Below are 14,732 nucleotides of genomic sequence, written 5' to 3'. Positions count from 1 at the left end.
ACTATTCAACGAGTGCCCACACAGATTGCATGGTCAAATTGTTAAAGAACAATACTGATTTCGTTGCTAGCCAATGGCTTGCTCCGTGTCAGTGAGGTCGTAGTATAGAGACTTCGATCACATTAGCAAGGGCTTAAGTGCAATAAATTTGTCATATTCACTTGAACGTCCAAATAACGATCAACCAGTACTTTTTTGGTTGTTAATCACACGAAATATTGGTTATGGTAAAACCCTTATTTTGACTAATTAGACATTCTCATGACATTTACTCTTCGTCATTATCAAAATCATACGCCACAGCTGGCCGATAATGTTTATATAGATACCGCTGCCGTCGTTATTGGTAAGGTTTTTATCGGGGCAAATAGTAGCTTATGGCCATTGGTTGTTGCTCGAGGGGATGTCAATCATATTAAAATTGGCCAACGCAGTAATATTCAAGATGGTTCCATTTTACATGTCAGTCGAGTTAGCACCACCAACCCTGATGGTTATCCTCTTCTTATAGGTAATGATGTTACTGTAGGTCATAAAGCGATGCTGCATGGGTGCCAAATTAAAGATCGTGTCTTAATCGGTATGGGAACTATTATTTTAGATGGTGCCATTATTGAACATGATGTCATTATTGGAGCGGGAAGTTTAGTTCCACCAAAGAAACGGCTTTGTTCTGGCTTCCTTTATATAGGAAGTCCTGTTAAACAAATCCGGCCTCTGACAGAACAAGAATTAATGTCATTAACTCAATCAGCAACTAATTATGTTCAATTAAAGGATGAATACCTTAACCAATAATTATATCTGGTCGTGGTGGTGCTATTTAATAACAATATCGCCATTATCATTAAAATCTTCATCCTCAATCATGGCTTCAGCAATATCTTCAATATCAAATCGATATTCAATAAAAGTCGCTATAATCGCTTCTGGTGTTGATAATGCTAGTTCACTCTGCTGTTGTAACCATGATAATGGCAACCAACAATTGATCAGTGCACCACCTTGCTGAGCTGGAAAGTGAATAGCTTGCTGATCTGAATGCCAAGTTTGAATATCAGCAAATAATATATTTTGGTTCATGTGATTTTTACTCTTGTAAAAGGCGTCTTAATTCTCGTTGTACTTGTTTAGCCCCTGGGCGTAATCCTCGCCATAGCATAAAACTTTCTGCTGCTTGTCCGACTAACATTCCTAAACCATCAATCGTTTTAAGCGCATTGTATTGTTGCGCCCAGAGATTAAATGCCGTCACACTTGAACCGTAGACCATGTCATAACAACAGGTATGTTGACCGATAACAGCTGTTGGCACGGCAGGAACATGACCACTCAGACTCGCTGAAGTTGAATTAATGATCACGTCAAAACTCTGCTCACCTAAAGCATCAAAAGATAACGCTTCAATATCACCATATTCAGTAAATAGTGCCGCTAACTGTTGAGCTTTGCTCAACGTGCGATTAGTTATAATGAGTCTCTGCGGCTGCTGAGCTAATAAAGGTAAAATCACCCCTCGCGCAGCACCGCCAGCACCGATTAATAAAATACGTTTATCTTTCAGTGCGACCTGTTGTTGCAATAAATCTTGCACCAAGCCTTCACCATCGGTGTTATCACCTAATATACCGCCATCATCAAGATGTTTTAACGTATTTACTGCACCGGCTAATTGAGCCCGTTGAGTAAGTTGAGTTGCGTACTCAAAGGCTTGTTCTTTAAATGGCACCGTAATATTACAGCCTTTACCACCATCGGCAAAAAAAGCATCTATTGCAGTTACAAAGCCGTCGAGTGCCACTAACTGACTACAGTATTCCATCTTCTGGCTGGTTTGACGGGCAAAGAGGGTATGAATGAAAGGGGATTTACTGTGATTGATGGGATTGCCCACCACGATATATTTGTCCATAGTCCATTACTCAAATAAAAGAGCCGATACATCGACCCTATCACTGGATGCAATAACTGCCAAACATTGCTGCTGCAAATTTACCACTCACGAGGGTGAAGGTAATCACGACTCAAACGTGCCTCTGCAGAATCAGGCTGTGGCTGATAGCAATATTCCCAACGCGCTAAAGGTGGCATCGACATTAAGATTGATTCTGTGCGACCACCACTTTGCAAACCAAACAAGGTACCGCGATCATACACTAAGTTAAATTCAACGTAGCGTCCACGACGATACAGCTGAAATTCACGCTCACGTTCACTATAAGACAATTGATGTCGCCGAGCGACTATCGGTATATAGGCATCAACAAAACCATTACCGATAGCTTGCGTATAAGCAAAGCTCTTATCAAATCCCCATTGGTTGAGATCATCAAAAAATAGCCCACCAATACCTCGGGTTTCATTACGATGAGGCAAAAAGAAGTATTTATCACACCATGCTTTATGCTGTGAATAGACATCATCCCCAAACGGCGCACAGATCGCTTTCGCAGTATCATGCCAGTAGTGACAATCATCATCAAACGGATAAAAAGGGGTTAGGTCAAACCCTCCACCAAACCACCATACAGGCGCTTCACCATCTTTTTCTGCGATAAAAAACCGAACATTGGCATGAGAGGTAGGCACATAAGGATTATGAGGGTGGATCACCAGTGACACCCCCATGGCTTCAAAACGTCGGCCTGCAAGTTCTGGACGATGAGCGGTTGCAGACGCTGGCATTTCATCACCATAAACATGAGAGAAGTTAACTCCCGCTTGTTCAAACACTGCGCCATGGCGTAATACACGGCTACGACCACCGCCACCTTGCTCACGCTGCCATTGATCTTGTTCAAATTCAGCACCACCATCTTGTTGTGCTAAAGCCTGACAAATAGTGTCTTGAAGTTGAAGCAAGAAAGCTTTTACTGCGGTTTTATTTAAATCTATCTGGTTGCGATCAATCATTCATTACCCCTGACGGAAAATATTACCCGTTTGGGCATCACGAATTTCAGAAGGATTATTACGTCCTCCCGTCTCACCATTCAATATTGCAGCTAGTTTATCCCCTAGCTGTTGTTCTACATCAGCCACGCTACGCCCCGGCTCAAATCCGGTTAAATTAGCACTGGTTGAAGTTATCGGTTTACCAAATTCACGACAAAGTTGTTGAACTAACGGATGCGCGGTCACTCGAACTGCGATGGTCGAAAACTGGCCCGTTAAAAAAGCTGGGACATTTGCTTTGGTTGGCATTACCCAAGTGACAGGTCCTGGCCATGAAGCTAACACCGCTTGTTTTTGTTGCGATGTTAATTGGCTATCGTCGATATACGGCAGTAGCTGCTCATAATCAGCAGCAATTAAGATCAAACCTTTTTCTACTGGGCGTTGTTTCAATGCTAGTAGTTTATTAACTGCCTGTTGATTATCAGGATCACAACCAACGCCAAATACAGCTTCTGTTGGATAACCAATTACTTGACCTTGTTTTAACGCTGTAACCACTTGTGTAATATTTGCCACAAATTCCTCTATTTTTTATTCAGCTGATATTTTATTTTTAGTTATGGTAATCATCATACCGACACATGCATAACAACACCATTGAAGGTTAATCATAGCGTAACTTTACCAACGCAAACGTTTTCCTTTGCATTAAATCACCGTATAATGACGAAAATTGCACTTTAGTTATTCATTACCTATAGGAGATTGGAATGAAAGTTGGAATTATCATGGGATCAAAATCTGATTGGCCAACCATGCAACATGCCGCAGAAATGCTGGAGCGTTTTAATGTTGCTTATGAAACTAAAGTGGTTTCAGCCCACCGTACTCCTCATCTTTTAGCTGACTATGCAAAAACTGCGCGAAGCCGTGGTATTAGTGTCATTATTGCAGGTGCTGGCGGTGCGGCACATTTACCAGGCATGACAGCCGCTTTTACTAGTCTGCCAGTGCTAGGCGTTCCCGTTCAATCTCGCGCTTTAAAGGGCATGGATTCATTACTGTCAATTGTGCAAATGCCTAAAGGTATTGCTGTAGGTACACTTGCGATTGGTGAAGCTGGCGCCGCTAATGCTGGATTATTAGCAGCCCAAATCATCGCAACGCACAACCCAGAGGTTTTAGCTGCCGTAGAAGCGTTCCGTCAACAACAAACAGATACCGTACTTGATAGCCCTAATCCTGCTGAGGATGCATAATGAATCAAGTATTAGTACTAGGTGCAGGACAACTGGCTCGAATGATGGCATTAGCCGGTGCACCATTGAACATTAATGTCATTGCTTATGATGTTGTAACTACTCATGTTGTACACCCACTGACTCAACAACGCCAATCACTTTCACTGATTGAAGCCATTGATGCTGTCGATGTGATCACTGCAGAATTTGAACATATACCAACCGATATTTTAACGCTCTGCGCTGCGAGTGGTAAATTCAAACCTCACCCTGAAGCAATAAAAGCGGGTGGCGATCGTCGTATTGAAAAAACGCTATTAGATAATGCTAGCGTCGCAAATGCACCCTATTACATTATTAATACACGTGCAGATTTTGATAATGCAATTAGTACATTAGGTTTACCAATAGTGCTAAAAAGTGCCTTAGGCGGCTATGATGGTAAAGGTCAATGGCGCTTAAAAACTCACGATCAAATTGAATCAGTATGGAACGAAATAGTGATCTGTATTGCTGCAACGGATAACCAAGCGATTGTGGCCGAAAAATGGATAGGTTTTGATCGCGAAGTGTCTTTAATTGGTGTTCGTAATGCTATAGGTGATATTAAAACCTATACCCTCAGTGAAAATATACACACTGAGGGCGTACTCAGTCTTTCAACAGCCATTGTTGGTGATATGACACTGCAGCAACAAGCCCAGAAGATGTTTAGCGCGATAGCTGAACAACTCAATTATATTGGCGTGCTAGCGTTAGAATTTTTTGAGGTCAATGGCCAGTTACTGGTTAATGAAATCGCCCCTCGCGTCCATAATTCAGGCCATTGGACTCAACAAGGCGCAGAGACATGCCAATTTGAGAACCACCTTCGAGCAGTATGCGATTTACCATTAGGTGGGACAGAGCTTATTCGTCCGAGCGCAATGCTCAATATTCTAGGGCAAGATAGCCTACCAAGGGCGGTATTGGCTTTAGAAAATTGTCATGTGCATTGGTATGGCAAAGAAAAACGGGCAGGCAGGAAAATGGGGCATATCAACATTTGCGCAGCAACACCTGAACAACTGCAATATCAATTAATGTTGTTAGGGCAACAATTATCATCGCAAGATTTTCCGACATTACCGCGCTAAAAACCGCACACAAAAAAGCCTGCACTATAATGCAGGCTTATTGATATTTTTCAATGTTATCGCTATTTTTCAGCATCTTGATAAGTATTACATTTGCGATCAGCACATTGTAATTTAATACCGCTAGCTAATTTCTTTTCTATCAGTAATCCAAAACCACATAGCTGACAAACGCCAACAACAGGTTTATTGTTAACAGCAAAACGACATTGCGGATATTTATCACACGCATAAAATAGTTTGCCATAACGTGATTTACGTTCAACTAAGTGACCTTGATGACACTCAGGACAATCTATATGTGTTTGTTGCGGTTTTTTTTCTGGTGACGCAAGGTAATGGCACTCAGGGTATGCCGAACATCCAATGAACATACCATAACGACCTTGGCGTAATACCAATGGTTGGGCACATTCAGGGCAGGGCATATCGAGTTGCTTAACAATGTGACCATCATTTTGTTTTAGTGGCTGAATATAATCACACTCAGGGTAATGATCACAACCTAAAAATGGACCATGCTTACCAAAACGCATCACTAAATCAGCACTACATTGTGGGCATGATTGATGCTGTAAAGCCTGTTCATGGGCAGAAAATAATGGATCACTATCAGTCGTCATTATTAGTGTAGAACCCCATCTTCTGCGCCATATAATAATTCTTCCACTTGATCATAAGCAGCTTCGTTTCCTGGCGCATTAAACAACACCATCAGAATAATCCACTTCAAATCATCAAGCATAAATTCTTGAGTATCGAGTTCCATTACGCGATCAATGACCATTTCGCGAGTATCAATATTTAATACGTCAATTTGCTCAAGATAAAGCAAGAAACCACGACAAGCTGTATCCATTCGCAACATTTCATTGTCGGTATAGATTCGCATCGATGTTATCGCACTATGGTTAACATACGGTGTGTGTTCTGTTTCTTGTAAAGCAGCCAGTTTTTCAAGCCACTCTAATGACTTGTAAATATCATCCTGATGAAAACCTGCACGTAAAAGCTCTTCAGAGAGTTCGTCTTGATCCACTAACAACTCTGCTTCACTTTGAATATAGGTTTCAAATAGATACATAAGAATATCCATCATAACTAGCCCCTCCTCGTTCTGATATAACCACCGGGCACTGCAGTCACCCAACCAGACAGTTCTAATTCTAATAATTGCGGTAAAATTTGGTGGATGGGTTGTTTACAGCGTTCAGCAACGACATCTACGGGTGTTGCTTCGGTGCCTACGTTAGCCAACAGTGCGGGAAATGGCAATTCTTCATTTTCCTTCGCTGCCAAAGGCACACCTATTTGATTACTTATTGCACATTCTGTCAGACTTCCTACCTCTTCATAAATATCAGCAGGACTTTCTACCAGTTTAGCACCTGATTTAATCAGCGCATTACAACCACGACTGGCAGGATTATGAATCGAACCCGGTAGCGCAAAAACTTCTCGTCCTTGCTCTAACGCATAACGTGCTGTTATCAATGAACCACTTTTTTGCGCAGCTTCAATCACTAATACACCAGCTGATAAACCACTGATGATTCGATTTCGCTGCGGAAAATTTTGCGGACGAGGTTGCTCATCAGGCCAAAACTCGGACACCAATGCTCCTTGTTCAACAATACTTGCCGCTAAAGAACGATGCCTAGCAGGATAGACCTGATCAAGACCTGAGCCTAATACAGCAATAGTTAACCCTCCCGCCTGCAACGCACCTTGGTGTGCTTGACCATCAATCCCTAAAGCTAAACCACTGGTCACAACATAATTATTAGTCGCTAATGCTTTTGAGAAATGGAACGCTGACTCTCGACCATCAATCGACGCTGAACGACTGCCTATTACCGCAATTTGTGGCGCACCAAGACAGTTCAAATCACCACGTACAAATAATAATGGGGGTGGCGAGGAAATTTGTTTTAATAAATGAGGGTAATGAAGAGAATCGAGGGACAATATATGTTGCAGTGGAGATTGTTGCCATTGTAACGCTAACTGTAACCGCCATTGATTAGGATGCAAAAGCGCCTGTATTTGTTTCGCTGTTAAACCACATTGCTGTAGTTGCTCGGTTGTCATTGTCACCAATTGCGATGGCGTCGCATGGGTAAGCAAGCGCTGAATACAACTGCCACCTAATGAAGGGACAGCCGCAAGTTGTAACCATGCAATAAGCTCAGTTTCTGTCATAACCACTATGAACGCGGAGCTTGAGCAACCACACCTGGTTTAAATGGTTGTTGATTATTCAGCACTACCGCCAGACTAAAATACTCGTAAGGACGTAATACCATTGCTTGTGCAACAGCGATAGTGCCAAGTTGGGTACTCTCAGTTAATAAGGTGCTATTTTTATAATGGTATTGACCTTTTTTACCTTGTACTTGAGCTCCTTGCTTAAACAACTCAAACACTTGTCCTGCAACCATGCCATCGAGATGGCCACGATCTAAGACCACCACATCGTAATTTGAAATATAACTGTAGCCACTTATTTGGCCTAGCACAGTCGCAGATAACGACGCGGGCGGCGTAGTTGGCGAAAATGACAGATCCGCTTGACCATCAATGCCTAATAAAGGTAATAAAATATCATTGGGAATAATTTCTTGCTGAAAGTCATCCACTTTCAACTGGCTCATCTCACCATCACTTGCAATAACAGTAACATCTGCAATCTCTTTCAAGGTTGAGATAGTGGCTTTAACTGCAGAGTTGGTAACTTCGTCGGCACGGTCATCACGATCAAAATCTTGTTCTAAGCGATATACTCGCCACTGACTGGTTGGAACCAATGACTGATCAGCCCACAGCACATCACCAACAGAAAGATAGCCGCGCTCTTCACTGGTTCCCAGAATTTGCGGTTGGGTTGTCACAGCTTCAGCACTGATCAATTTATCTTCAGCCACATACGCCAACATTAAATATCCAGGTAACGACGTAATAGGCTGGCGTACAACACGCATTTCAGGGGACAATTTAAGCTGTTTTTTAAGACTTAATTGCGGCTTACCGTTTACCCAAATAAGGTGTAAGCGATCGCCAGGATAAATTAAATGCGGGTTTTTTATATAGCTATTTTTTTGCCATAACTGTGGCCATGACCAAGGGTTATTCAAAAATACGGCTGAAATATCCCATAACGTATCCCCTTTTTTAACCACATAAATTTCAGGATGACTATTTTTAAGCTGCGGTTGTGGTGCTGCAACCAACGATGGCATAAAAAGAATAAAACTAACGATAATAACCCATTGCCTCATGTGATCCGTTCCTTCGATTGCACAAGTTGCGACCTAGCGATAATAAAATAATCACTCATATTGACAGAGGTTGGCATTAGCTATTTGATATGTCGACTATTTAACTATCACTGCCAAGCGCTTTTCGGCTTATGTCACGATTTAATAACCCCTGTTACATCGTCAAAGCTTGAACTTTGCTAAGAGCTAACATTAATTTTTTAACAAAAAGAAATCTGTATTTGATGGTGCTAATTTCGGTTAACCATCTCCACTCGCATTCGGTACTGTTATTTGAGTGCTAAAATGACTAGAATTAGACCAACAACGCTGTATTTTTCTAGTAACCGTTAACGAATTCGAGCCCTTATGTCGCTATTGCCAGTTTTAATTTTTCCAGATGACCGTCTACGTACTGTAGCCAAGCCCGTTGCGGCGATCACGCCACAAATCCAGCAGATCATAGATGACATGCTTGAAACCATGTACGAAGAAGAAGGGATCGGCCTTGCAGCAACTCAAGTCGATATTCATCAGCAGATCGTGGTTATTGATGTTTCCGAGCAACGTGATCAACCAATGGTGCTAATCAACCCTGAAATTACGGCTGCTCATGGCGATGAAGGTATTGAAGAAGGCTGTCTTTCAGTGCCAAGTGCACGTGGTTTTGTTCCTCGCGCAGCAACCATTACGGTGTCAGCATTAGATCGTGACGGTAACCCGATCACTTTTGAAGCAGATGACCTGCTTGCTATTTGTATTCAACACGAATTAGATCACCTTGCTGGTAAACTATTTGTTGATTACTTATCACCACTCAAGCGCCAACGTATTAAAAGTAAATTAGAAAAACTAAAACGTTCTATCTAACAACATCACCATTCGAGGTTATCTTGAGCAAACCATTACGCATTATTTTTGCAGGTACGCCTGACTTCGCCGCCCGTCATTTGGCGGCGTTATTGTCTTCACAGCATCAAGTTGTTGCGGTTTATACCCAACCCGATCGCCCAGCAGGTCGCGGCAAGAAACTAACAGCAAGTCCGGTAAAAAACATCGCCTCAGAACACGATATTCCAGTGTTCCAACCAGCCTCGTTGCGTAATCTTGAAGCTCAACAACAACTGGCAGCTATTGAAGCAGATATCATGGTTGTTGTTGCTTACGGCTTATTATTGCCTCAAGAAGTACTTGATACACCACCACTTGGTTGTATTAATGTTCACGGTTCTATTTTGCCACGCTGGCGCGGTGCCGCGCCGATTCAACGTTCAATTTGGGCGGGCGATAGCGAAACTGGCGTCACTATCATGCAAATGGATATCGGCCTTGATACCGGTGACATGCTACAAGTCGCGACGTTACCGATCGCACCTACAGATACCAGTGCAACCATGTACGAAAAATTAGCGAATCTTGGTCCAAGTGCATTAATTGAATGTTTAACAACGATTGCAGACGGCACTGCAGTTGCAACCAAACAAGATGATGCTCAAGCAAATTACGCCAAGAAATTAAGCAAAGAAGAAGCACAAATTGATTGGACTATGGACGCTATCGACATTGAGCGTTGCGTACGCGCTTTCAATCCATGGCCAATGAGCCACTTCACTGTTGCTGAGCAAACAATCAAAGTATGGCAAGCCTGCGTAGAACAAGACAATCAAGGTCAACTACCCGGTACGATTTTAGCGGCTGATAAACACGGTATCGTAGTTGCAACAACAACCGGTGCATTGCGTTTATTATCCCTGCAACCCCCGGGTAAAAAAGCCATGTCCGCTGCGGATTTATTAAATTCGCGTCGAGAATGGTTTCAAGTCGGTAGCCAACTTTAAACACCAAGGCCAGGGTTAAGTCACTGGCTTTTCTTTTTCAGATTAACCACGTATCGCCAGCATCAACGGCGTTCAGGAAACAGCTATGAATGTAAGAGCCGCTGCGGCCAAAGTAATTTATCAGGTCGTCGATCAAGGGCAGTCATTGTCTGCCGCGCTACCGCTAGCGCAGCAGAATATTAGAGAGCGAGATCATGCTTTATTGCAGGAAATCTGCTATGGCGTATTACGCTGGCTACCTCGATTGGAGTCAATCACTCAAGCATTAATGGAGAAGCCGTTAACAGGTAAACAACGGGTTTTTCATCACCTAATCTTAGTTGGTTTATATCAATTAGGGTATATGCGTATTCCTGCTCACGCTGCGGTAGCTGAAACAGTCGATGCCACAAAAACCCTTAAAAAACCGCAATTACGTGGCTTAATTAATGCTATTTTACGTAGTTACCAACGTCAAAAAGAAGCGCTAGATGAACAAGCGGTTAGTCACGACGCGGGTAAATATGGCCATCCAAGTTGGTTATTGAAACTACTTAAAGCAAGCTACCCTGATGACTTCGCTGCAATCTGTGAAGCTAATAACACTAAAGCGCCAATGTGGTTACGAGTAAACAGTCACCATCATGATCGTGACACTTACCGTGCATTATTGGATGCAGAAGGTATTGCAACAGAATTGCACCCACAAGCAGCAGACGCATTACGCTTAATATCACCATGTGATGTCACTAAGTTACCCGGCTTTAGCGATGGTTGGGTCTCAGTTCAAGATGCTGCAGCACAACTTGCTGTTGATTACCTTAAACCGCAAGCTGGCGAATTGATTCTTGATTGTTGTGCCGCTCCTGGTGGTAAAACAGCCCACATCATGGAACGTGTACCATCGGCACAAGTGGTAGCGATTGACTGTGATGAACATCGTCTTAAACGGGTTTATGAAAACCTTGAACGTTTAAATCTAACAGCCCAAGTATTATGTGCTGATGCTCGTTATCCTGAGCAATGGTGGCATGGCGAAAAGTTTGATCGCATTTTGCTTGATGCTCCCTGTTCTGCAACGGGCGTTATTCGTCGTCATCCTGATATTAAATGGTTACGTCGCGGCGAAGATATCGCAGCATTGGCCTTGCTACAGGCTGAGATTTTTGATGCGATGTGGTTACAATTAAAACCTGGTGGTACGTTAGTTTATGCGACTTGCTCAATCACTCCTCAAGAAAACTGTGATCAAGTAAAGGCATTCTTGAGCCGTACTGCTGACGCAACCTTAATCGATAGCGATCCAGCTTCCCCAGGCCGTCAAATTTTGCCCGGCGAAGAAGCGATGGATGGTTTTTACTATGCAGTATTAACCAAAGCAAACTAAGATAAATTACTAACAATAGCGGAACTTGGCTTCAAGATTCCGCTTTTTAGTCTCTTTTATACGCCACTCACTGTCGATTTTATGGCACAGTGACTGTTAGTTGGCATTACTCATCAGGCATAGGCTATGAAAATCATCATTCTCGGTGCTGGACAAGTTGGCGGCACTCTTGCTGAAAACCTTGTTGGCGAGAATAACGATATAACCATCGTTGATAAGAACCCAGAACGTCTTCGTGAACTGCAAGATAAATTCGACCTTCGTGTTGTACAAGGCTTTGCGAGCCACCCGCAAACATTACGTGAGGCTGGAGCTCAAGATGCTGACATGTTAGTTGCAGTAACTAACTCTGACGAAACTAACATGATCGCGTGCCAAATCGCGTTCTCATTATTTAATACCCCTAACCGTGTCGCTCGTATTCGCTCGCCAGAATACTTACGTGAAAAAGAGCAATTATTCCAATCTGATGCAGTTCCAGTTGATCACCTTATTGCGCCAGAAGAATTGGTGACCGATTATATTGAACGTTTAATCGAATACCCTGGTGCATTACAAGTAGTAAGCTTTGCAGAAGAAAAAGTCGGCTTGGTGGCAGTAAAGGCGTATTACGGTGGTCCACTTGTGGGTAACGCATTATCAGCACTACGCGAGCACATGCCGCACATTGATACCCGTGTAGCAGCCATATTTCGTCAGGGTCAACCCATTCGCCCTCAAGGCACCACTATTATTGAAGCCGATGATGAAGTGTTCTTTGTCGCAGCAAGTAACCATATCCGTTCGGTAATGAGTGAACTACAGCGATTAGAGAAACCCTATAAAAGGTTAATGATTGTCGGTGGCGGTAATGTCGGTGCAGGTTTAGCACGCCGATTAGAAAAAATTTACAGCGTAAAATTAATCGAGCATAATCAACAACGTGCCGAAAATTTATCCGAAATGCTGCAAGATACCATCGTTTTTTGTGGTGATGCATCAGATCAAGAATTACTCAGTGAAGAACATATCGAACAGATTGATGTGTTTATTGCCGTTACCAATGATGATGAAGCCAATATCATGTCAGCCATGTTAGCTAAACGCTTAGGCGCAAAGAAAGTAATGGTGTTGATTCAACGCGGTGCGTATGTTGATTTAGTCCAAGGTGGCACCATTGATATTGCTATTTCACCTCAACAAGCAACCATTTCTGCATTACTGACCCATGTTCGTAAAGCTGATATCGTTAACGTATCATCGCTACGTCGTGGTGCTGCAGAAGCCATTGAAGCGATTGCCCATGGTGACGCCAGTACGTCAAAAGTGGTTGGCCGCGCCATTAGTGAAATCAAACTTCCACCCGGCACAACTATTGGTGCCGTTGTTCGTGGAGAAGAGGTTCTTATTGCCCACGATCGCACCATGATTGAGCAAAATGATCACGTAGTTATGTTCTTAGTTGATAAGAAATATATTCCTGACGTTGAACGTCTTTTCCAACCGAGCCCTTTCTTTCTGTAACAGCTTATGGTTAATTTACGTCCAATATTATTTGTACTCGGGCTGGTGCTATCTAAAATAGCCCTGTTTATGTATGTACCAACTTTGGTGGCCTTTTTTACGGGTACCGAAGGTTTCATGGATTTCGCAGCGGCGGTGCTTATCACGCACTCCGTGGCGTTCTTGTTGCTATCTTACGGTAAAACTGATGAGTTTAAGCTCAGTGTGCGGGATATGTTCCTGATCACCACCTTAGTATGGACTGTGGCTAGTGCGTTTGCGGCGTTGCCCTTTGTGTTTATCAATCACATCAGTTTTACTGATGCGTATTTTGAAACCATGTCGGGTATCACCACCACAGGTTCAACAGTATTAAGCGGCCTCGATCAAATGGCACCCAGTATTTTACTGTGGCGATCAACGTTACAATGGCTCGGCGGGGTCGGATTTATTGTGATGGGGGTAGCTATTTTACCGATGCTTAACGTCGGTGGTATGCGACTCTTTCAAACGGAATCATCAGACTGGTCAGATAAAAGTTCTCCTCGAACCAAAAGTGTCGCTAAAAATATTATCAATGTATATTTGATACTCACCGTGCTGTGTATTATTGCGTTCATGCTGGCAGGTATGAATACCTTTGATGCAATTAACCACGCCTTTACGACCCTTTCAACGGGCGGTTATTCAACCTCTGATGGTTCAATGAACCACTTTTCACACAGCGCACAATGGGTAGCGACCTTCTTTATGTTTGCAGGCGGATTGCCGTTCTTATTGTTTGTTCAAGCATTAAGAAAACGCCACCCACGAACCTTACTTGGGGATGCTCAAGTTAAGGGCTATACCTTATTTGTTGTGGTGGCGAGTCTAATTGTTGCGGGCTGTCTGATCTTTAATAAAGGTTATTCCGTCCTTGATGCAATGCGATTATCATTTTTTAATATCATCTCCGTGGTTACCACAACCGGCTTTGGTTTAGGTGACTTTACCGCTTGGGGCCCATTACCAACGATTATTTTCGCGTTCACATTACTGGTTGGTGCTTGCTCCGGTTCAACCAGTGGTGGCATTAAAATCTTTCGTTTCCAAATTGCATTTGCACTCTTACGTAAACATATCATGCAATCTATTCACCCATCAGCGCTATTCATTCAGCGCTATAACGGTCGTCCTGTCACCGATGATATCGTCCGTTCAGTGGTTGCATTGGTGTTTACCTTTATCATGACCATTATTGTGATTGCCGCAGTATTAGCATTACAAGGCTTAGATCCGATCACCAGTATTACTGGTGCGGTAACTGCTGTAGCTAACGTCGGTCCAGGTATGGGAACCGTGATCGGCCCAACAGGTAACTTTGCCAGCTTACCGGATTTATCAAAATGGACCTTAAGTTTAGGCATGCTAATGGGACGCTTGGAAATATTAACTGTGTTAGTAGTTTTTGCTCCTGCCTTTTGGCGTGATTAATCGCACTTAAATAAGACTCAAAAACAAAAAGAGAGCGCATA

16 protein-coding genes are annotated in these 14,732 nt (G+C 42.9%); 8 read left to right on the top strand and 8 right to left on the bottom strand.

Going from position 1 to position 14,732, the window contains the following annotated elements:
* Positions 1-261 precede the first annotated feature (261 nt).
* The gene (locus VXS03_RS17920; RefSeq protein ID WP_327765237.1) at positions 262-798 is read left to right on the top strand and encodes a gamma carbonic anhydrase family protein; all 537 of its coding nucleotides are present in this window, start codon (positions 262-264) and stop codon (positions 796-798) included.
* Positions 799-819: 21 nt separating this feature from the next.
* On the opposite strand, the gene VXS03_RS17915 is transcribed toward VXS03_RS17920, so the two are convergent.
* From VXS03_RS17915 to tsaC, 4 genes are all read right to left on the bottom strand, one after another.
* Positions 820-1,083 (bottom strand): DUF1488 domain-containing protein, encoded by a 264-nt coding sequence (locus tag VXS03_RS17915; RefSeq protein ID WP_327765236.1) that lies wholly within the window; start codon positions 1,081-1,083, stop codon positions 820-822.
* 7 nt (positions 1,084-1,090) lie between these two features.
* Positions 1,091-1,912: a shikimate dehydrogenase gene (gene aroE / locus VXS03_RS17910; RefSeq protein WP_327765235.1), complete on the bottom strand. Its 822-nt coding sequence runs from the start codon at positions 1,910-1,912 to the stop codon at positions 1,091-1,093.
* A gap of 80 nt (positions 1,913-1,992) precedes the next feature.
* On the bottom strand, positions 1,993-2,913 hold the full coding sequence (gene hemF, locus VXS03_RS17905; protein WP_327765234.1) for an oxygen-dependent coproporphyrinogen oxidase: 921 nt from the start codon (positions 2,911-2,913) through the stop codon (positions 1,993-1,995).
* 3 nt (positions 2,914-2,916) lie between these two features.
* The gene (gene tsaC / locus VXS03_RS17900) at positions 2,917-3,474 is read right to left on the bottom strand and encodes an L-threonylcarbamoyladenylate synthase type 1 TsaC (protein WP_327765233.1); all 558 of its coding nucleotides are present in this window, start codon (positions 3,472-3,474) and stop codon (positions 2,917-2,919) included.
* A gap of 194 nt (positions 3,475-3,668) precedes the next feature.
* On the opposite strand from tsaC, the gene purE reads away from it, so the two are divergent.
* Entirely contained in the window at positions 3,669-4,157 is a 489-nt protein-coding gene (gene purE / locus VXS03_RS17895; RefSeq protein WP_327765232.1) for a 5-(carboxyamino)imidazole ribonucleotide mutase, read from the top strand.
* Positions 4,157-5,275: a 5-(carboxyamino)imidazole ribonucleotide synthase gene (locus VXS03_RS17890; RefSeq protein WP_327765231.1), complete on the top strand. Its 1,119-nt coding sequence runs from the start codon at positions 4,157-4,159 to the stop codon at positions 5,273-5,275. Before purE ends, VXS03_RS17890 begins: the two co-directional genes overlap by 1 nt.
* Positions 5,276-5,337: 62 nt before the next feature.
* Here VXS03_RS17890 and VXS03_RS17885 read toward each other — a convergent pair whose 3' ends face one another.
* The 4 genes from VXS03_RS17885 to VXS03_RS17870 are packed head-to-tail and all read right to left on the bottom strand — an operon-like array spanning position 5,338 to position 8,553.
* Complete coding sequence (locus tag VXS03_RS17885; RefSeq protein ID WP_327765230.1) at positions 5,338-5,898, bottom strand: DNA topoisomerase family protein; 561 nt, start codon at positions 5,896-5,898, stop codon at positions 5,338-5,340.
* A gap of 2 nt (positions 5,899-5,900) precedes the next feature.
* Positions 5,901-6,374 carry a DUF494 family protein gene (locus VXS03_RS17880; RefSeq protein WP_080159086.1) on the bottom strand — a complete coding sequence of 158 codons (474 nt, stop codon included), beginning with the start codon at positions 6,372-6,374 and terminating at the stop codon, positions 5,901-5,903.
* A gap of 2 nt (positions 6,375-6,376) precedes the next feature.
* Complete coding sequence (gene dprA / locus VXS03_RS17875) at positions 6,377-7,477, bottom strand: DNA-processing protein DprA (protein WP_327765229.1); 1,101 nt, start codon at positions 7,475-7,477, stop codon at positions 6,377-6,379.
* Positions 7,478-7,482: 5 nt separating this feature from the next.
* The gene (locus VXS03_RS17870) at positions 7,483-8,553 is read right to left on the bottom strand and encodes a LysM peptidoglycan-binding domain-containing protein (RefSeq protein WP_327765228.1); all 1,071 of its coding nucleotides are present in this window, start codon (positions 8,551-8,553) and stop codon (positions 7,483-7,485) included.
* Positions 8,554-8,901: 348 nt separating this feature from the next.
* On the opposite strand from VXS03_RS17870, the gene def reads away from it, so the two are divergent.
* The 5 genes from def to VXS03_RS17845 all read left to right on the top strand — a co-directional run bounded on the left by def (position 8,902) and on the right by VXS03_RS17845 (position 14,691).
* A complete protein-coding gene (gene def / locus VXS03_RS17865) occupies positions 8,902-9,402 on the top strand; it encodes a peptide deformylase (RefSeq protein ID WP_327765227.1) in 501 nt (166 codons plus the stop codon).
* Between the two features lie 23 nt (positions 9,403-9,425).
* Positions 9,426-10,370 (top strand): methionyl-tRNA formyltransferase, encoded by a 945-nt coding sequence (fmt, locus tag VXS03_RS17860; RefSeq protein ID WP_327765226.1) that lies wholly within the window; start codon positions 9,426-9,428, stop codon positions 10,368-10,370.
* Positions 10,371-10,455: 85 nt separating this feature from the next.
* The gene (gene rsmB / locus VXS03_RS17855; RefSeq protein WP_327765225.1) at positions 10,456-11,736 is read left to right on the top strand and encodes a 16S rRNA (cytosine(967)-C(5))-methyltransferase RsmB; all 1,281 of its coding nucleotides are present in this window, start codon (positions 10,456-10,458) and stop codon (positions 11,734-11,736) included.
* A 126-nt stretch (positions 11,737-11,862) separates the two neighbouring features.
* Entirely contained in the window at positions 11,863-13,239 is a 1,377-nt protein-coding gene (gene trkA, locus VXS03_RS17850; RefSeq protein WP_327765224.1) for a Trk system potassium transporter TrkA, read from the top strand.
* A gap of 6 nt (positions 13,240-13,245) precedes the next feature.
* On the top strand, positions 13,246-14,691 hold the full coding sequence (locus tag VXS03_RS17845; protein WP_327765223.1) for a TrkH family potassium uptake protein: 1,446 nt from the start codon (positions 13,246-13,248) through the stop codon (positions 14,689-14,691).
* The last annotated feature ends 41 nt before the right edge of the window (positions 14,692-14,732 follow it).

Source organism: Photobacterium sp. S4TG1 (assembly GCF_036040035.1).
Classification (GTDB): Bacteria; Pseudomonadota; Gammaproteobacteria; order Enterobacterales; family Vibrionaceae; genus Photobacterium.
This window is presented reverse-complemented; position numbering and strand designations above follow the sequence as displayed.